Source organism: Lentzea sp. HUAS TT2 (assembly GCF_051853195.1).
Classification (GTDB): Bacteria; Actinomycetota; Actinomycetes; order Mycobacteriales; family Pseudonocardiaceae; genus Lentzea.
The window spans coordinates 3439720-3457293 of sequence record NZ_CP196667.1 but is presented as its reverse complement, the minus strand read 5'-3'; the positions used below and the strand labels follow the sequence as shown (position 1 = coordinate 3457293).

Below are 17574 nucleotides of genomic sequence, written 5' to 3'. Positions count from 1 at the left end.
GACAGACGGTTGAAACGGATAACTGATCCGAAACGCAATGGATGGAGATGGTCCGACCATGACCGACACCGCACTCGAAGTCAGGCTCGCGTCCCGCCCCAAGGGCTGGCCGACCGAGGAGAACTTCGAGATCGCCGAGGTCGAGATCCCGACCCCGGGCGAAGGCCAGATCCTGGTCCGCAACGTGGTCATGAGCGTCGACCCGTACATGCGCGGCCGCATGAACGACGTCAAGTCCTACGTCCCCCCGTTCCAGGTGGGCGCCCCGCTGGACGGCGGCGCGGTGGGCGAGGTCGTGGCCTCGAACTCCGACGCGTTCGCCGTGGGTGACAACGTCCTGCACGGCCTGGGCTGGCGCGACTACGCCGTGGTCGACGCCAAGCACGCGGTGAAGGTGGACGCCGGTGTGGCCCCGCTCTCCACCTACCTGGGCGTCCTCGGCATGCCGGGTCTGACCGCCTACGCGGGCCTCCTGGCCACCGCGGAGTTCAAGCCGGGCGACGCCGTCTTCGTCTCCGGCGCGGCGGGCGCGGTCGGCCAGATCGTGGGCCAGATCGCCCGTCTGAAGGGCGCCAGCCGCGTGATCGGCTCCGCGGGCTCGGCCGACAAGGTCAAGTACCTGACCGAGGAACTGGGCTTCGACGCGGCGTTCAACTACAAGGAGGGCCCGGTGGCCGAGCAGCTGGCCGCCGCAGCCCCCGACGGCATCGACGTCTACTTCGACAACGTGGGCGGCGAGCACCTCGAAGCGGCGATCGAGACCCTGAACCTGAACGGCCGCATCACCATGTGCGGCGCCATCTCGCAGTACAACGCCGCCGAGAAACCGGCAGGCCCGAGCAACATGATCCAGATCCTCGCGAAGCGCCTGACCCTGCGCGGCATGCTGGTGGGCGACCACAAGGCCCTGCAGCAGCAGTTCGTCTCCGAGGTGGCGGCCTGGATCGCGTCCGGCGAGCTGAAGTACTCCGAGACGGTGATCGAGGGCGGCGCCCGCCAGGCCCCGGCGGCCTTCCTGGGCATGCTGCGCGGCGAGAACACGGGCAAGATGCTCGTCCAGTTCTGACCTGAACGAACCCGGCGGTGGGGTCCCGTGACGAGACCCCACCGCCGACGCGTGTCTAGATCAGCTTTCCAGGATTCAGGATCCCGGTCGGATCAAGCCGTTCCTTGACCGCTCGCAACACCTCGACGCCAACGGTTCCGATCTCCTTCTCCAACCAGGGAAGGTGATCCCGCCCAACGGCGTGGTGATGCGTGATCGTTCCGAGCCGCGAGATCGCGTCAGAGGCCGCGATCTTCGCCTTCTCCCACTGCCCGACGGGATCAGCGAGATCCCTGGGCACCAGCACGGTGAAGTAGAGCGAGGCCCCGGTCTCGTAGGCGTGCGAAACGTGGCACATCACCACGGGGTTCCCGAGCTCCGCGACCAACGCGTCCCGCACGGCGTCGCGCAGCTCAGAGACCCGAGACCAGTGGGTGGCGGTCTCCAGGGTCTCGACACAAACTCCGGCGTCCAGCAGGGCATCCCGCTGCCGAGGCCCGTTGAACCGCCCGTGCAGCCACGAGTTCCCCATCGCCCGGCCGAGTCGTACGACTTTGTGCCCGCTCAACGCGCTCATGGTCGCGGCACGGGACCGGCACTCCCACCCGAGAATCACCAGACAGGGCTTCTTCACCCCGCGCACCCGCAGGTACTTCTTCACCAGATCGGCCTTGGAACCGGCGAGCTCCAGCGCGACCTCGGTCTCGTCCACATCGGACAGACGGGTGATGTCGGCGAGTGCCCCGGCCTGGGCCAGTGACCGCACGAGCGCGACCCCGGCTTCCCAGCCGTCGACGACGAACCCCTCGTACCGGGGTGCGGACGGCTTGGGCCGAACCCGCACGGACACCTCGGTGATCACGCCGAAGAGCCCTTCACTGCCCAGCACCACCTGCTTCAGGTCCGGTCCGGCGGCGGAGGCAGGAGCCGCTCCCGCGACCCACTCCCCCACCGGCGTGGCCATCCGAACCGACTCGACCATGTCCTCGAACCGCCCGTACCCGGACGACGCCTGCCCAGCGGAACGGGTGGCGGCGAACCCGCCGATCGTGGCCCGCTCGAACGACTGCGGCACGTGCCCGAGCGTGAACCCGTGCTCTCCCAGCAGCTTCTCCGCCTCGGGCCCGGTCACCCCTGCCTGCAACACGGCCACCCGCGACACCGGATCAACGGACACCAGCCGCCCGAGCCCACCCAGGTCCAGCGCGACGACAGCCGGCTTGGACCTGCGAAGGGCTTCCACGCCACCGACCACGGACGTGCCACCACCGAACGGCACCACGGCGATGTCGTACTCGACGCAGACCTGAAGAACCTCGGCGACCTCCTCAGGCGAGGAGGGCTGCACCACAGCGTCCGGCACGGCCAACTCCCCGTGCCCACGACGGCGCAACAGGTCCAGGTACGAGAGCCCGCCGGCCCGCCCGAGCCGATCCGCGGGGTCGACGCTGATCGCACAAACCGCCTCCAACGCCGTGAAGGCGTCCTCGGACAGCTCGGAGTCGGGCACCGCGACCGGCACCTCGACAAGCGGCTCCCCAAGCCCAACGCGCTGGCTGAGCCAAGCCAGCGCATGCGGCGGCAACGGCACGGTTTCGGAGGTCCATCGAGCCCTGGTCACTGCTACAGTGTTACACATGACGTCTCAACGTCACACCCACGACGACCTGCTGGACGCCACCCGTGAGTGTGTTCTGGAAGTGGGAGTCCGCCGGACCACCCTCACCGACGTGGCGAAACGGGCGAACGTCAGCCGCATGACGCTCTACCGCCGCTACCCGGACGTGGACCACCTCGTGCGGGCCCTGATGACGCGTGAGTTCGCCGCACTGCTCGAACAGGCGGAACGGGCCGTCAACCACGGCAACGCCCGCGAGCAGCTCGTTCAGCGGGCCGTGGACGCCATCAGGCTGCTGGAGGCCAACCCGCTCATGCAGCGCGTCCTGCAGCTGGACGCGGACCTGATGCTGCCGTACCTCACCGACCGCCTGGGCAGCACGCAGCGACTGGTCGAGCAGTTCCTGATCGCGCAGATCGAGGCCGGCCACCGGGACGGCTCGATCCGCTTCGGCGACGCCAAGACGCAGGCCCGCGTGGTGCTGATGAGCACGCAGTCGCTGGTCCTCTCGACCAGGCCGGTGACCTCTGGGCTCGACTTCGGCTCGTTGCTGGACGAGCTCGCCAAGCAGCTGGACGGAGCCCTGAAGCCGTGAACACGTCCCTGAACGCCCGCCGCCGTCTGCAAGACCTCGAAGCAGCCCAACAGGAGGTCGCCGACGTACTCGTCATCGGCGGCGGCGTCACCGGCACGGGTGTCGCGCTCGACGCGGCTTCGAGGGGCCTCCGCACCGTCCTGCTGGAGGCGCACGACCTGGCGTTCGGAACGTCCCGCTGGTCCAGCAAGCTCGTCCACGGCGGCCTGCGCTACCTCGCGAAGGGCGACGTGCGGCTCGCCCACGAGAGCGCCGTCGAGCGCGGCGTCCTGATGACCAGGACGGCCCCGCACCTCACCCGCACGCTGCCGATGCTGTTCCCCCTGCACGCCAACGCCGGCCACTTCGTCATGTCGGGCTTCCGCGCGGGCAACGCGCTGCGCATCGCCGCCCGCACGCCGTCGGACGTGCTGCCGGCGCCGCGCCGAGTGCCGAAACACGAGGCCCTGGCACTGGTACCAGGCCTCAACGCGGACAAACTCACCGGCGGACTCCTGAGCTACGACGGCCAGCTCGTCGACGACGCCAGGCTCGTGGTCGCACTGGCCAGAACAGCTGCCGGCTACGGCGCGAAGATCATCACGCGAGCGAAGGTCCTGACCCTGCAAGGCGATGGTGCCGAAGCCCAGGACACGCTCACCGGCACCACGTTCACCGTCAGGGCCAAGGCGGTGGTCAACGCGACCGGCGTCTGGGCAGGCACGCTGGCCCCGGTGCACCTGCGCCCGTCCCGCGGCTCGCACCTGGTGATCGACGCGAGGTCCGCGGGCCTCACCGCAACGGCGCTGACCATCCCGGTCCCCGGCGAGCGCAACCGCTTCGCCCTCCTGCTGCCCCAGCCCAACGGCCGCGCGTACCTCGGCCTCACCGACGTGCCCGTGGACGACATCCCGGACGTGCCGCAGGTGCCGGAGTCCGATGTGGACTTCCTGCTCACGACCGCGTCCCACGTCCTGCAACGGAATCTCACCAGGGCCGACGTCATCGGCAGCTACGCGGGCCTGCGCCCGTTGCTGGAAGCGGAGGGCCAGAGCGCGGACCTGTCCCGCAACCACGCCGTGCTCAGGGCGCCGAACGGCGTGATCACGATCGTCGGCGGCAAGCTCACCACCTACCGCAGGATGGCGGCGGACGCGGTGAACGCGACGAACCTGACGCAGATCCCCTGCCGCACCAAGGACATCCGGCTGGTGGACGACCGGCCGGCGCCGACCACCCCGATCGCACCCGGCGTCACCGAGGCCGACGTGATCCACGCGATCGAGCACGAGGGCGCGCTGGACGCCGACGACGTGCTGGACCGGCGCACGCGCATCGGCCTGGTGCCGAAGGACCGCGAGAAGGCCGCGCCGGAGATCGCGAAACTCCTGACCCAGGTGTGAAAAAGGGCGTCTGCAAGTACTACCAACTCCCGGTTGGTGGTACTTGCAGACGCCCTCAGCGCAAGGGACTCAGGGCGAGGAGTGCCGGGTCACTCGCCGATGACCGGCTTCGCGGCCTTCGGCGGGTCGACCAGGGCCTCGCCCTCGATCTTCACCTTGCGCTTGTGCTCGTTGCTGCCGCCGCCCTGCTGGCCGCCACCGGCCATCGGAGCGCCGCCCATCATGCCGCCCATGCCGGCGCCACCGGGGCCACCCTTGGGGGCGCCGCCAGCGGCCGCGGCAGGTGCGGCAGGCGCGCCACCGCTGCCGGCCGCCATGACACCGGCCGCGCCACCGAACTGGGTGGCCGAGGTGCCACCGGCACCGCCACCACCGGCAGGGCCACCGCCGAGGCCGGCGGGCATGCCGCCACCTCCGCCGCCGCCCATGCCCTTGGGAGCACCGCCACCACCGCCACCACCGGCGCCGCCAGAGGCAGCCGTCGCGGCGTGGTCGGTCGTCGGGCGGTACCAGTCGGTGTTCGGCGTGGGCGGGATGACACCGGTCGTCGGAGGCTTGACCCCGGTGTTGCCACCGGCCGTCGTGGTCGTGTCCGGCTCCCAGTGACCAGGAACCCAGCGACCCGCACCGGTGCCGGTACCAGCGCCACCGCCGGCACCTCCGCCGGCGCCAGGACCGGGCAGATAGCCACCGCCACCGCCGCCGGCACCGCTCTGACCGCCAGGAGGCGTGTAGACGGGACGCACGGCAGGACCGGTGCTCACGCCGGACCCCGGGTTGTACGAGCCCTGCCAGCCGTCCGTGTTGCTGCCCCCGTAACCGGGCCGGACCTGGCTCAGGCCGTCACCGCCGGTCGGCCGGGTGGTGGAGTTGTTGTTGGCGCCACTGGTGAACGTGCCGCCCGCACCGGCGGACGCACGCGACTGGTCGTCGGCACGGATGCCGTCGAAGCCACCCGCGGTGTTCCGGACGGGAGCGCCGCCACCGCCGCCCTTGCCGTTGTTCGCCATCGACGAGATCGCGTCGATGATCGACTCGGCGGCCTTGGCGATCTGCGAGACGGACTGGATCAGCTTCATCAGCTTCTGCACGGAGCCGACGAGCTTCTGCAGGAAGTCGGAGAGCTTCTTCGCGTAGTTGACCGCGGTCGTGACGATGTCCGCGATCGCGCCCGCGATCGCCGCGCCGAAGGTCAGGAACGAGGCCGCGAGCCACTGGATGATCTTCATGACCATGTCGGACACGGCCTGGCTGATCAGGTCCATGATCATCTTGCGGACGGTGCCGACGAGCTCACCTGCGCCCTTGACCGCGCCCGAGATGCCGTCGACCGACTTCGCGAGGGTCTCCAGGCCGGTCGCGTGCCGCTTGGCGGCTGCGCGGTAGCCGTCGGCCGCCTTGCCCTGCCACTCGCGGGTCTGCGAGACGCAGATCTTCTCGTACTCGGTCGCGATCTCCTTGACCTGCTTGCCCGCGTTCTTGAACGACTCGGACATCTTGGCGATGGACTCGGGGCTGCCGAGCAGGACGTCGAACGGCTCGCGCAGGAAGTCGACGTGCTGGATGGCCCAGCTGAAGCCCGCGGAGAGGAAGCCGCTGAGGGGGTTCGAGCCGTTGCCGACCATGCTCATGGCCGCGTTCGCGATGCCGAGGCCGCCGCTGACCCAGTCGCCGCTCTCGATGGACTTGTAGGCGCTCGAGATGTTGTTGAACAGCTGCGCGGTGTCACCGCTGCTGGACTGCGTCGCAGGGGCGTTCATCCCCGGCCTCCCTTGAAGCCGAACATGTTGTCGAGGTCGACCTGCTCGTACTGCTCGACGGTCTTCTTGAGCCCGCTGCCCATGTCCATCAGCGAGTTGGCGGCCTTGCCGAGCATGTCCTGAGACAGGCCTGCCTCCTGGAGGACCTTCGAGGCCAGGAACCCGAGGAACACGCCGAAGGCCTCAGTCGTGAGGGCACCCGGATCGCACGTCTCGGTGGCCTTGCGCATCCGTTCCATGAGCCGGTCCACGTTGGCGGCGTGGGTTCTCAGCTCGTCCAGGTCGATGTTGAAGTGCTGCTGCATGCCTAACCCCCTCCTGCACTCAGGCCATGACGTCGGGTGGGTTGGTGAAGTACTCGTCGTCCGGCCGGACGTCCTTGCGCTCCAACTCCGACTTCGGTTCTTCCTCGTCGGTTCCGTCGCCCTTGTATCCGTTCGGCATCTGCGCCTTCACGAACTCGAGGGCGGGGCTGTCGCCGACGAAGTCGGTCATGATCTGCACGACACGCCCCGAGGCGTCCCGCTGGGCCTTGGTGGAGGCTGTGAGCACGGCTGATGCGATCTCGCTGGGGTCCATGCCGCGCGCTTCCGGCTTGATCTGGAGATCGGTCAGCACGCCTGTGGCGTTAACTGTCACCGTGATCAGGCCGTCTGGCGAGCTGGCGCTGCCACCCACACCACCGAGCTGGTCCCGAGCCTGTTCGGCGTGCTGCTTGGCCTGCTCGATCTTGGCCCCGTACTGCTTGAGCCACTGATCGGGGTCGATGGGCTGCATGGTCACCCCCGTTGAGTGAATTGGTCGTTCGTTCGATTCGCCGTAGACGCCCGTATCGTTTCACTCGTTCCCTGCTCACCGATACTTTCAGTCCGATTACCGCCATCCGGGCTAACGAAGGGGTTCACCGTGCCTGAGGGAGTGCTGGAGATCGACGCGGTCTCCAAGCGCTACGGAGAGGTCGTCGCCCTGCGGGACATGTCCTTCGACGTGCGCGCCGGCGAGCTCTTCGGGTTCGTCGGAAGCAACGGCGCCGGGAAGACCACGACCATGCGGATCGCGCTGGGCGTGCTCTCGGCCGACTCCGGCGACGTGCGGTGGAACGGCAGAACCGTCGACCTCGACACCCGGCGCCGCATCGGCTACATGCCGGAGGAACGCGGCCTCTACCCGCGGATGAAGGTGCTCGACCAGCTCGTCTACCTGGCCGAACTGCACGGCATGAGCACCAACGAGGCCCACACGAACGCGGAGAACTGGATCGCCCGCCTCGGGCTGCGCGACCGCCGCTCCGACGAGGTGCAGCGGCTGAGCCTCGGCAACCAGCAGCGCGTCCAGCTGGCCGCCGCGCTGGTGCACGACCCGGACGTGCTGGTGCTCGACGAACCGTTCTCCGGCCTCGACCCGGTCGCGGTGGACGTGATGAGCCAGGTGCTGCGCGAGAAGGCGTCCGCAGGCGTGCCCGTGGTGTTCTCGAGCCACCAGCTCGACCTGGTGGAACGGCTGTGCGACCGGGTCGGCATCGTCAGCGCCGGTTCGATGGTCGCGATCGGAACAGTGGACGAACTCCGTGCAGGCGGCACCTCCCGCCTGGTCGTGGAGTCGCCGACCACCGAGTGGGCTGCCAGTCTGGACGGTGTGCGGGTGATCGAGAAGAACGGGACGCGCTGCGTGCTCGAGCTCGCCGAAGGCGTGGACGACCAGGCGGTGCTGCACGCGGCGCTCGCGGCAGGTCCCGTGCACGAGTTCTCCCGGCAGCGCCCGTCGCTGACCGAGCTGTTCCGCAACGTCGTGACCACCGAGGGCAGGAGCGCATGACGTCGGCCCGAGCTGTCTCGTTGGTGGCCAAGCGCGAGTTCGTCACGAAGGTGCGCACCAGGTCGTTCCTGATCGGCACGGCGGTGATCATCGCCGTCCTCGCCGGGTACGTGGTGCTGCAGTCGTTCCTGTTCAACGACCAGCAGCGCAGCGTCGTCGGCCTGTCGGGGCAGGCGACGCAGCTGGCGGAACCGTTGCGGGACAAGGCGAAGGCGTTCGGCATCGAGCTGGAGACGCGGGACGTCACGACCGCGGGCGACGCCGAGCAGCAGGTGCGCGACGGCTCGCTCGACGCACTGGTCACCGGTGCGCCGCCCGAGCTGAAGATGATCGTCAAGGGCTCCGGCGACGACGTGCTGACGACGGCGCTGAACGACGTGCTGCGCCAGCAGGTGCTGACCGCGCAGCTCGCCGAGGCCGGCATCAGCCCGCAGGAGGTCGCGCAGAGCCTCGCGAACGCCCGCGTGGCCGTCACCGCGCTGGAACCCGTTGACCCGCAACGAGGTCAGCGCCTCGCGATCGGGTTGATCGTGGCCGCGCTGCTGTACTACTCGCTGCTGGTCTACGGCACGATGGTGGCGCAGGGCGTGGTCGAGGAGAAGTCCAGCCGGGTCGTGGAGATCCTGCTCGCGACCGTGCGTCCGTGGCAGTTGTTGCTGGGCAAGGTGATCGGGCTCGGCGCGGTCGGCCTGCTGCAGCTGCTGGTGATCTCGACGGTCGGCCTGGGGTTGTCCTCGGCGTTCGACGTCGTGGACGTCGGCGAGCTGGGCGGTGCGGCGCTGCTGACCGGCGTGCTCTGGTACCTGCTCGGCTTCTTCTTGTACGCCACCGTGTTCGCGGCCGCCGCGTCACTGGTGTCGAGGCAGGAGGAGCTGCAGTCGGTGCTGACGCCGATCAGCATGACGATCATCGTGGCGTTCCTGGCCGGCATCAACCTGATGATCGGCAGCCCCTCCGGCCCCACGGTCACCGTGCTGTCGATGCTGCCGCCGTTCGCCCCGATCCTGATGCCGGGCCGGATGGCGCTGGGTGTCGCACCGGCCTGGCAGGTGCTGGTCGCGGTCGTGCTGGCGCTGCTGGCCATCGCCGCGATCACGTGGCTGGGCGGCAAGGTCTACGCGAACGCCGTGCTGAGGACCGGCGCTCGCGTCAAGCTCCGCGAGGCGCTCAGGCTTTGATGGCCTGGTAGCGGTCGAGCGCCACCTGGCGTTCGACCGCGTGGTCCACGATCGGTGTCAGGTTCGGCGAGTCCGGCGCGTACTTCCGCACGTAGGCACCGTCCGGGTCGAACTTCTTGGCCTGCGTCATCGGGTTGAAGACGCGGAAGAACGGCGAGGCGTCCGTGCCGCTGCCCGCGACCCACTGCCAGTTGTGCTGGTTCGAGGCGATGTCGCCGTCGATCAGGTGCTCCATGAAGTGCCGCGCGCCCCACCACCACGGCAGGTGCAGGTCCTTGACCAGGAAGCTCGCGACGATCATGCGCACCCGGTTGTGCATGAAGCCTTCCTGGAGCAGCTGCCGCATGCCGGCGTCGACGATCGGGAAGCCCGTGCGCCCTTCCTTCCAGGCCGCGAACAGCTCCAGGTCGTCGTCGTGTTCCATGCGGTCGAACCGGCGGTCGTAGTTCTCGCGCGCGGTCTCCGGCTTGTGCCACAGCACGTCGGCGTAGAACTCACGCCAGGCGAGCTCGCTGCGGAACGTTCCGTCACAGTCCTGCAGGAGCGTCCGGGGGTGCAGCACGCCCCACCGCAGGAACGCCGACATCCTGCTCGTCGCGTCCATGTCGGGACGGTCGCGGGTCGTGTCGTAGTCCGCCAGCCGTTCGTCGCGGAACTCCTCCCAGAGCTGCTGCGCGTCTGGCAGTTTCTCCTCGATGGCGGGGAGTTTCGTGCTGTGCTCCGGCTTGATCCAGTCCAGAGTGGACGCGTCGGTGTCCGCGGGCTTGCGCCAGCCGTGCTCCAGCCAGGCGTTGCGGAACGGCGTGAAGACCTTGAACGGCGTGCCGTCCTGCTTGCGCACCCGCCCCGGCGTCACGGCGTAGGGCGAGCCGGAGCGGACGAGTTCGATGTCCCCCAACGCTTCCTCGACGGCCTCGTCCCTGCGGCGCCCGTACGGCGCGCAGTCCGCGGAGATGTGGACGCTCTGCGCGCCGATCTCCTTCGCGATGCGCGGAACCGTCTTCACCGGATCACCGTGCACGACCATCAGCCGGCCGCCGAGTTCCTCGTTCAACGCGTGCAAACAGCGGTGCAGGAAATCGATTCGCGGCTGCCCCGACGGTTTCAGCAACCGGTCGTCGAGAACGAACAACGCGAGTGCGCGAGGTGATCTTTCCGCGGCGGCGAGAATGGCGGGATGATCGGACGTCCGCAAATCGCGGCGGAACCAGACGAGCGACGGCGAAGAACTCACCGATCGACGGTAAAGCGAGCCGGGCGGGTCTGCATGATGGGCATCAGGCGGCCTCGGCCACGAGTTCGAGCGTGACCAGCCGCACCATGCGCAGGAGCCGGCCCCAGTAGTGGGCCGCGTAGGGCCGGTAGTACCCGGACCGCGGATCAGCGAACACCGGGACCACTTTGCGCAGCTCATCGAGGCAGAGCGGCGCCATCCACCGGGCGTGTTCGTTGAGGTCGTCACCGTTCTCCAGCCAGCTGGAGACACAGCCCGCGGCGTGCACGTCGACCAGGATCAGCTCCACGCCCGCGATCTCCAGACCGCGCTGCCCGTTCGGGTACGGCATCTTCCGGTGCTGCTCGTACAACCGCGCCACCTCGGCCCGCACGTCCGTCACGCACCACCCCCAGGACAAGCGAAAGGCGCGCCACCCCAGCGGGTGACGCGCCTTCAGCCTACGAGAAGTACTAGCCCGTGATCAGCGGTTTTCCATCGCGATGAAGTCGCGCTCCGTCGGGCCGGTGTAGATCTGCCGCGGGCGGCCGATCTTCGTGGCCGGGTCGTTGATCATCTCGCGCCAGTGCGCGATCCAGCCGGGGAGCCGGCCGAGCGCGAACAGCACGGTGAAGAACTTGGTCGGGAAGCCCATCGCCCGGTAGATCAGACCCGTGTAGAAGTCCACGTTCGGGTAGAGCTTGCGGGAGATGAAGTAGTCGTCGCTCAGTGCGGCTTCTTCGAGCTGCTTCGCGATGTCGAGCAGCTGGTCGTCGGCGCCGAGCTTGCCGAGGATCTCGTCGGCCGTCTTCTTGATGATCGCGGCGCGCGGGTCGTAGTTCTTGTAGACCCGGTGGCCGAAGCCCATCAGGCGGACGCCGTCCTCCTTGTTCTTCACCTTGTTCACGAACGACTGGACGTCGCCGCCGTCGTTCTTGATCTTCTCCAGCATCTCCAGCACCGCGCTGTTCGCGCCGCCGTGCAGCGGGCCGAACAGGGCGTTGATGCCCGCGGAGATGGAGGCGAAGAGGTTCGCCTCGGAGGAGCCGACCAGGCGCACGGTCGACGTGGAGCAGTTCTGCTCGTGGTCGGCGTGCAGGATGAAGAGCAGGTCGAGCGCACGGACCAGGTCCGGGTCGAGGTCGTAGGCCTCCGCCGGGAACCCGAAGGTCATCCGCAGGAAGTTCTCCACCAGGCCAAGGGAGTTGTCCGGGTAGAGGAACGGCTGGCCGACCGACTTCTTGTACGCGTAGGCCGCGATGGTCGGCAGCTTGGCGAGAAGGCGGATCGTGGAGATCTCCACCTGGTTCGCGTCGAACGGCGACAGCGAGTCCTGGTAGAAGGTCGACAGCGCGGAGACCGCGGACGACAGCACCGGCATCGGGTGCGCGTCGCGCGGGAAGCCGTCGAAGAAGCGCTTGAGGTCCTCGTGCAGCAGGGTGTGCCTGCTGATCTTGGACGTGAAGTCTTCGAGCTGCGCGGCGGTCGGGAGCTCACCGTAGATCAGGAGGTAGCTGACCTCAGCGAAGTTCGAGCGCGCGGCCAACTGCTCGATCGGGTACCCGCGGTAACGCAGAATTCCGGCGTCACCGTCGATGTAGGTGATCTCGGAGGAGCAGGAGGCCGTGTTGACGAAGCCGGTGTCCAGGGTTACCAGACCGGTCGTCGACAGCAGCTTGCCGAGATCGATGCCGGACGCGCCTTCGGACGCCCGCACCACCTTCATCTCGAGCTCTGCGTCCCCGTGGCGCAGCGCGACGGTCTGTGGGTCGGTCGGCGCAGTCGTCGCGTCGGGCATTCAAGTCCCTCTCAACGCTCGGACGGGGTGGCGGCAGGCCACGCTGGGCCCAGCCGTCGTCTCGGACCACCCCGTTGGGATCTGAGTCTTCAAGTTCACTCACGCTAGTCGGCGGAAGGCCCGCCTCGCAGCAGCGGTGTGAACCGATTCTGAGAGATGGGACAGGCATCACATCCGTAATGCCAGTTTCCAGCGCGGCTACCCCACGGTAGTCCGATCCTCCGTTTTATCCACCCAACGCGGCGGTGAGTTCGCTCGCAAAGGGCGGTTCGGCACCCGCACGGGAACATGTGATCGCGGCGGCCGCACCGGCATACGTCAATGCGGATGTCCATTCATGCGTGGACAGTCCGCGGATCTTCTCCACGGACAACGCGTCGTGGTCGTGCAACCACGCGAGCAGGGCACCTTGCACGGTGTCGCCCGCCCCGATCGTGTCGACCACGTCCACCTTCACGGGTGGCACGTCGACCTGTCCCGTGGCGGTGATCACTGACAGACCCTCGCCACCTTTCGTCAGGACGACGGCGGCGGGTCCCTGTGAAATCCACGTCCTTGCGATCTCGATCACGTCGCCGTCCTCGGCGAGCCACTGAGCGTCCTCGACGGACGCCTTCACCAGCCCGACGTCCGGCAGCCACGACCGGAACCGCGCGCGGTAGGCGCCCGGATCGTGGATCAGGCCCGCCCGGATGTTGGGGTCGAGCGCCGTGAGCAAGCGCTTGCTCTCGCGCCGCAGCACCGTCTCGTAGACCGAGGCGCCGGGCTCCAGCACCAACGACAACGTGCCGAACGACACGGCCTTCGTCCCGGCGGGCAGCGGACCGGGGTCCTCGACCAGCCGGTCGGCGGTGCCCTCGACGTAGAACGAGTAGCGCGCCGACCCGTCGTCAGCGAGCCCGACGACGGCGAGCGTGGTGTTCTCCTGTCCACGTTGGACCAGAGACGTCTCCACCTTCGACGCGTGCAGCCGCTTGATCAGCTGCTCACCGAAGTGGTCGGTCGACACCCGCGACAGGAAGCCCGTCGGCACGTCGAGCCGCCCGAGCGCGACGGCCACGTTGTACGGCCCGCCACCGAGCTTCGGCGCGAGCGGCGTGAGCTCGTCGTCCCCCACCGGCACCATGTCAACGAGTGCCTCACCAGCAACCACGATCACGCGCTCTACTCCTTCTGGGAGGCTCCGGTCCTCTGCAGGCCATCCAACAACAACTCACCCAGAGCAGTGAACGCCTCTGCGTCCGAAACGCCTGCCCGCTTTGTGAGGACACCCGTCTGGATGCCCTCGATGAGCAGTCCTGCCATCTCGGCGAACAACGTGGCGTGCACCTCGCGGAACACGTGCCGCTCGACACCGTCCTGAATGAACGCCTTGATGCGCTCGGCCGCAGCGCGCGCGTTGCGTTCGTACGTGGCACGCGTGGGCGGGAAGTCCGACACATCCGCGATGAACGCCGCCGACGCCTTGTTCAGCTCCTCCGCAGCGCCCGCGAGATAGCTGCCAATGCGTTTGCGCACGTCGTTGAGGCCCGCGATGCGCTTCTCGATGCGCTCGGCTGCCCCCTTGAAGTACCGCCCGACGACCCGGACCGCCAGCTGTTCCTTGCTGCCGGCGAGCGCGTACAGCGTCGATTTCGAGCAGTGCAGCCGGCCGGCGATGTCATCCAGGGTGAGATGACCGAAGCCCTCGGTGAGGAACAACGCCTCCAACCGGGTGAGCAGCTCGGCCTGCCGCTGCGTGAGAGCCCGCGTCATGTGACGACCCTGCCACATTCACTGGCCGCTGTACTGCACAACGTCCTAGAGTACAGCTACCAGTACACACCGGAGGTCGACGATGCCCGCCGAGCGGTTGCTCCCCACCCAAGAGGCCGAGGACCTGATCGCGCTGGTCAGGGAGATCGCGCGGGACGAGCTCAAGCCCCACGCGGCCGACGCCGAGGAGAACGAGAAGTTCCCCCGCGACGCGTTCCGCCTGCTGGGCAGGTCGGGCCTGCTGGGCCTGCCGTACCCGGAGGAGTTCGGCGGCGGCGAGCAGCCCTACGAGGTCTACCTGCAGGCGCTCGAAGAGGTCGCCTCGGCGTGGATGACGGTCGCCGTGGGCCTCTCCGTGCACGTCATGTCCTGCTACGGACTGGCCACCTTCGGCACGAGGGAACAGCAGGACCGCTGGCTCCCGGAGATGCTCGAGGGCGAACTGCTGGGCGGCTACGCCCTCTCCGAGGTCCAGGCGGGCTCCGACCCGGCGGCGATGTCGACCAGGGCCGTCCGCAAGGGCTCCGAGTACGTCGTGAACGGCACCAAGGCGTGGATCACCCACGCCGGCGCCGCCGACTTCTACACCCTGATGGCCCGCACGTCCCCGGACGCGGGCCGAGGCATCTCCTGCTTCCTCGCCCCTGGTGAGGCCCCTGGCATCACCGCGGCCACCCCGGAACGCAAGATGGGCCTGACCGGCTCCATCACCGCGCAGCTCCAGTTCGACGACGTCCGCTTCGCCACGGACCGCCTGATCGGCAACGAGGGCGACGGTCTCAAGATCGCACTGTCCGCTTTGGACTCGGGCCGCCTGGGCATCGCCGCCTGCGCCGTGGGTCTGGCCCAGGCGGCCCTCGACGAAGCAGTCGCCTACGCCAAGACCCGGACCCAGTTCGGCCGCCCGATCATCGAGTTCCAGGGCCTCGAGTTCCTGCTGGCGGACATGGCCGCAGCCGTCGAATCGGCCCGAGCCACCTACATCTCCGCGGCCCGCCGCCGGGACCGTGGCCTCCCGTTCCGCCAGCAGGCGTCGATCGCCAAGCTGATCGCCACGGACGCGGCGATGAGGGTGACGACCGACGCCGTGCAGGTGCTCGGCGGCGCGGGCTACACGCGCGACTTCCCGGTGGAGCGCTACATGCGGGAAGCCAAGGTCCTGCAGATCTTCGAGGGCACCAACCAGATCCAGCGCCTCGTGATCGGCAGGGGCCTGCGCTAAACGCTCTCGCGGTAGAAGGGGTCGGCCACGACCCCTTCACCCTTGGCCTCGTCCCACGTGTAGACCTCACGCCCCTGAACGAAAACGTGCAGCGCCCGGCTCATCACGTCGAGCGGGTCTCCCGACCAGATCACCACGTCGCCGTCCAGCCCGGGCTTGAGCGACCCCACCCGGTCGTCCAGCCCCATGATCCGGGCCGGGTTGGTGGTGATCGACTGCAGCGCGACGTCGCTGTCCAGCCCTTCCTTCACCGCCAGCGTGGCCTGGTGCACCAGGAAGTTGATCGGCACGACGGGGTGGTCGGTCGTGATCGCCAGCTCCACGCCGGCACGCGCCAGGATCCCTGGATTCCGCAGCCCCCGGTGCCGAAGCTCCACTTTGGACCGCGAGGTGAACAGCGGTCCGATGATCACCGGGATCTGCTTGTCCGCGATGACGTCCGCGATCAGATGCCCCTCGGTGCCGTGGTTGAGGATCAGCCGGTACCCGAACTCCTCCGACAACCGGATCGCCGTGGCGATGTCGTCGGCCCGGTGCGCGTGCTGGCACCACGGCAACTCACCGGTGAGGACCTTGCCCAGGATCTCCAGCGTGGTGTTGCGGTCGAAGGCCTTTCCGTCGGCCTCGGCCTCGGCCTTCTTGGCCAGGTAGTCCTGCGCCCTGGTCAGCTCGTCCCTGATGACCGCCGCGACGCCCTGCCGGGTGGACGGCAGCTTGCCCTTGTCCCCGTAGACCCGCTTCGGGTTCTCACCGAGCGCGCTCTTCACGCTGACCGGTTCCTTGACGAGCATCTCGTCAACGGTCCGCCCCCAGCACTTCACCGCGACGGTCTGCCCGCCGATGGGGTTGCCGGAGCCGGGCTTGATCACCGCGGTCGTGACGCCGCCGCTGAGCGCGTCACCGAACCCGAGGTCGGCGGGGTTGATCGCGTCGAGCGCCCGCATCCGAGCGCCGACAGGATCGGTCATCTCGTTGGTGTCCTGCCCGGCCCACCCCGCGGCCTCCTCGTGGACGCCGATGTGCCCGTGGGCCTCGACGAAGCCGGGCAACACCCAGGCCCCGTCGGCGTCGACGACCTCGACCCCGTCGGGGATGTCGACGTCGGCACCGACCGCGACGATCTTCCCGTCCTGGATGAGAACAGTGCCGCCTTCGACAGGCTCCCCGTCGACGGGAACGACGTAGCCCCCGGTGATCGCGATGTTCATGGTTAGCGACGCTAACGGTTGCCGCAGTGGTCGGCAACGGTGAGCCCTACCCGGCCGGCGACCGATAACTCACAGAAGCGGCTGGATCCCCCACCGAGCACCCCAGGACTCACCAGGCGAAACCCAGATCAAATCCACCCCGGAATTCAACGCGTTCGGCGGACAGGTCATCGGCTCGATGGCCACCGCACGTCCACGGTCCGGATAGGAGTCGGGCGTGTAGACCTGGACCCACCGAAACGCCGGATCCGCCCACACCTCGACGCCGACACCATCAGCCGACACCAGCGAATGGTGGACCAGCCCGTCCGCGGAGGTCTCACACCCGCCGAACGGCGTGTCCAGATGAACCCCGGCCAACTCCCGCCCGCCCCGGAAGTCGAACTTGGTCCCCTCGACGGACACGGCCTCCCCGACCGGCACCATCCGCTCCACGTCCAACGGCAGCACGGTCGTGGCGGCCAGCGTCAAAGTGCACGAATCGGTAGAGGCATTCCCGGCCCGGGGATAGGGATGCGTACCAACACCGAACGGCGTGGCAACGTCCCCCACGTTCGTGACCCCGTGCGTGACCGTCAACCCGCGATCGTCCAACGCATAGGACACCGTGACGTCCAAAGCAGCCGGCCACCCGGCCTGGGGCTCGATCAAAGCCCGCAACGAGACCAACGACCCGGTGTGCTCCAGCACTGTCCACGGCCGACGACGCAGCAGCCCGTGAATCGCGTTCCCGCGGGCGGGCTCGGTGACCTCCAGCTGCTGCCGAACCCCGCCCAGCTCCCACACCGCCCCGGCAGTCCGGTTGGGCCACGGCACCAGCACGGCCCCGGCACTCATCGGCGGCTTCTCGTCGGCCCCGAACGTCTCCACGTACGGAACGCCGTCCACCTCGAAGGACCGCAGGCCCGCGCCTACAGTCGTGATCACTGCGGTGGCACCCTCGTACGAGATCCCCAACATGAGGCTGAAGCCTACGGGGCCAGTG

General features: G+C 68.5%; 17 protein-coding genes. 6 read left to right on the top strand and 11 right to left on the bottom strand.

Translation table 11 applies throughout. The features are described 5' to 3' along the window. Positions 1 to 58 precede the first annotated feature (58 nt). Positions 59 to 1066 (top strand): NADP-dependent oxidoreductase, encoded by a 1008-nt coding sequence (locus ACSHWB_RS17440; RefSeq protein ID WP_439663065.1) that lies wholly within the window; start codon positions 59 to 61, stop codon positions 1064 to 1066. Between the two features lie 55 nt (positions 1067 to 1121). Here the strand turns inward: ACSHWB_RS17440 and ACSHWB_RS17435 are convergent, their stop codons facing one another. Then, a complete protein-coding gene (locus ACSHWB_RS17435) occupies positions 1122 to 2684 on the bottom strand; it encodes an FAD-binding oxidoreductase (protein ID WP_439663064.1) in 1563 nt (520 codons plus the stop codon). On the opposite strand from ACSHWB_RS17435, the gene ACSHWB_RS17430 reads away from it, so the two are divergent. Both ACSHWB_RS17430 and ACSHWB_RS17425 read left to right on the top strand, forming a co-directional pair. Continuing rightward, positions 2683 to 3258 (top strand): TetR/AcrR family transcriptional regulator, encoded by a 576-nt coding sequence (locus tag ACSHWB_RS17430; protein WP_439663063.1) that lies wholly within the window; start codon positions 2683 to 2685, stop codon positions 3256 to 3258. The genes ACSHWB_RS17435 and ACSHWB_RS17430 overlap by 2 nt on opposite strands. Beyond that, entirely contained in the window at positions 3255 to 4640 is a 1386-nt protein-coding gene (locus ACSHWB_RS17425) for a glycerol-3-phosphate dehydrogenase/oxidase (RefSeq protein WP_439663062.1), read from the top strand. Before ACSHWB_RS17430 ends, ACSHWB_RS17425 begins: the two co-directional genes overlap by 4 nt. Positions 4641 to 4729: 89 nt before the next feature. On the opposite strand, the gene ACSHWB_RS17420 is transcribed toward ACSHWB_RS17425, so the two are convergent. The 3 genes from ACSHWB_RS17420 to ACSHWB_RS17410 are packed head-to-tail and all read right to left on the bottom strand — an operon-like array spanning position 4730 to position 7177. After that, positions 4730 to 6400 (bottom strand): WXG100 family type VII secretion target, encoded by a 1671-nt coding sequence (locus ACSHWB_RS17420; protein ID WP_439663061.1) that lies wholly within the window; start codon positions 6398 to 6400, stop codon positions 4730 to 4732. Continuing rightward, positions 6397 to 6705 carry a type VII secretion target gene (locus ACSHWB_RS17415; protein WP_439663060.1) on the bottom strand — a complete coding sequence of 103 codons (309 nt, stop codon included), beginning with the start codon at positions 6703 to 6705 and terminating at the stop codon, positions 6397 to 6399. The genes ACSHWB_RS17420 and ACSHWB_RS17415 overlap by 4 nt, the downstream gene beginning before the upstream one ends. 19 nt (positions 6706 to 6724) lie before the next feature. Further along, positions 6725 to 7177 carry a YbaB/EbfC family nucleoid-associated protein gene (locus ACSHWB_RS17410; RefSeq protein WP_439664618.1) on the bottom strand — a complete coding sequence of 151 codons (453 nt, stop codon included), beginning with the start codon at positions 7175 to 7177 and terminating at the stop codon, positions 6725 to 6727. A 129-nt stretch (positions 7178 to 7306) separates the two neighbouring features. Between ACSHWB_RS17410 and ACSHWB_RS17405 the strand changes: the two genes are divergently transcribed. After that, the gene (locus ACSHWB_RS17405) at positions 7307 to 8215 is read left to right on the top strand and encodes an ABC transporter ATP-binding protein (protein WP_439663059.1); all 909 of its coding nucleotides are present in this window, start codon (positions 7307 to 7309) and stop codon (positions 8213 to 8215) included. Further along, complete coding sequence (locus ACSHWB_RS17400) at positions 8212 to 9393, top strand: ABC transporter permease (RefSeq protein WP_439663058.1); 1182 nt, start codon at positions 8212 to 8214, stop codon at positions 9391 to 9393. Before ACSHWB_RS17405 ends, ACSHWB_RS17400 begins: the two co-directional genes overlap by 4 nt. Here the strand turns inward: ACSHWB_RS17400 and ACSHWB_RS17395 are convergent. From ACSHWB_RS17395 to ACSHWB_RS17375, 5 genes are all read right to left on the bottom strand, one after another. After that, positions 9383 to 10627 (bottom strand): cryptochrome/photolyase family protein, encoded by a 1245-nt coding sequence (locus tag ACSHWB_RS17395; protein WP_439663057.1) that lies wholly within the window; start codon positions 10625 to 10627, stop codon positions 9383 to 9385. The genes ACSHWB_RS17400 and ACSHWB_RS17395 overlap by 11 nt on opposite strands. Positions 10628 to 10670: 43 nt before the next feature. Next, complete coding sequence (locus ACSHWB_RS17390; RefSeq protein WP_439663056.1) at positions 10671 to 11009, bottom strand: hypothetical protein; 339 nt, start codon at positions 11007 to 11009, stop codon at positions 10671 to 10673. Positions 11010 to 11090: 81 nt separating this feature from the next. Further along, entirely contained in the window at positions 11091 to 12404 is a 1314-nt protein-coding gene (locus tag ACSHWB_RS17385) for a citrate synthase (RefSeq protein ID WP_090065417.1), read from the bottom strand. Between the two features lie 226 nt (positions 12405 to 12630). Continuing rightward, positions 12631 to 13563: a carbohydrate kinase family protein gene (locus ACSHWB_RS17380; protein WP_439663055.1), complete on the bottom strand. Its 933-nt coding sequence runs from the start codon at positions 13561 to 13563 to the stop codon at positions 12631 to 12633. Between the two features lie 5 nt (positions 13564 to 13568). Further along, complete coding sequence (locus tag ACSHWB_RS17375) at positions 13569 to 14159, bottom strand: TetR/AcrR family transcriptional regulator (protein WP_439663054.1); 591 nt, start codon at positions 14157 to 14159, stop codon at positions 13569 to 13571. Between the two features lie 82 nt (positions 14160 to 14241). Here ACSHWB_RS17375 and ACSHWB_RS17370 point away from each other — a divergent pair, with 82 nt between their 5' ends. Then, positions 14242 to 15381 carry an acyl-CoA dehydrogenase family protein gene (locus ACSHWB_RS17370; RefSeq protein WP_439663053.1) on the top strand — a complete coding sequence of 380 codons (1140 nt, stop codon included), beginning with the start codon at positions 14242 to 14244 and terminating at the stop codon, positions 15379 to 15381. Here ACSHWB_RS17370 and ACSHWB_RS17365 read toward each other — a convergent pair. Then, on the bottom strand, positions 15378 to 16589 hold the full coding sequence (locus ACSHWB_RS17365) for an amidohydrolase (RefSeq protein ID WP_439663052.1): 1212 nt from the start codon (positions 16587 to 16589) through the stop codon (positions 15378 to 15380). The genes ACSHWB_RS17370 and ACSHWB_RS17365 overlap by 4 nt on opposite strands. A 69-nt stretch (positions 16590 to 16658) precedes the next feature. After that, positions 16659 to 17549 carry an aldose 1-epimerase family protein gene (locus tag ACSHWB_RS17360; protein WP_439663051.1) on the bottom strand — a complete coding sequence of 297 codons (891 nt, stop codon included), beginning with the start codon at positions 17547 to 17549 and terminating at the stop codon, positions 16659 to 16661. Positions 17550 to 17574: the final 25 nt, after the last annotated feature.

Excerpts from the sequence above, each read along its gene's own strand:
- ACSHWB_RS17440 (WP_439663065.1), top strand. The coding sequence starts at position 59 with ATGACCGACACCGCACTCGAAGTCAGGCTCGCGTCCCGCCCCAAGGGC.
- ACSHWB_RS17430 (WP_439663063.1), top strand. The coding sequence starts at position 2,683 with ATGACGTCTCAACGTCACACCCACGACGACCTGCTGGACGCCACCCGT.
- ACSHWB_RS17435 (WP_439663064.1), bottom strand. The coding sequence starts at position 2,684 with ATGTGTAACACTGTAGCAGTGACCAGGGCTCGATGGACCTCCGAAACC.
- ACSHWB_RS17420 (WP_439663061.1), bottom strand. The coding sequence starts at position 6,400 with ATGAACGCCCCTGCGACGCAGTCCAGCAGCGGTGACACCGCGCAGCTG.
- ACSHWB_RS17415 (WP_439663060.1), bottom strand. The coding sequence starts at position 6,705 with ATGCAGCAGCACTTCAACATCGACCTGGACGAGCTGAGAACCCACGCC.
- ACSHWB_RS17410 (WP_439664618.1), bottom strand. The coding sequence starts at position 7,177 with ATGCAGCCCATCGACCCCGATCAGTGGCTCAAGCAGTACGGGGCCAAG.
- ACSHWB_RS17400 (WP_439663058.1), top strand. The coding sequence starts at position 8,212 with ATGACGTCGGCCCGAGCTGTCTCGTTGGTGGCCAAGCGCGAGTTCGTC.
- ACSHWB_RS17385 (WP_090065417.1), bottom strand. The coding sequence starts at position 12,404 with ATGCCCGACGCGACGACTGCGCCGACCGACCCACAGACCGTCGCGCTG.
- ACSHWB_RS17375 (WP_439663054.1), bottom strand. The coding sequence starts at position 14,159 with ATGACGCGGGCTCTCACGCAGCGGCAGGCCGAGCTGCTCACCCGGTTG.
- ACSHWB_RS17370 (WP_439663053.1), top strand. The coding sequence starts at position 14,242 with ATGCCCGCCGAGCGGTTGCTCCCCACCCAAGAGGCCGAGGACCTGATC.
- ACSHWB_RS17365 (WP_439663052.1), bottom strand. The coding sequence starts at position 16,589 with ATGAACATCGCGATCACCGGGGGCTACGTCGTTCCCGTCGACGGGGAG.
- ACSHWB_RS17360 (WP_439663051.1), bottom strand. The coding sequence starts at position 17,549 with ATGTTGGGGATCTCGTACGAGGGTGCCACCGCAGTGATCACGACTGTA.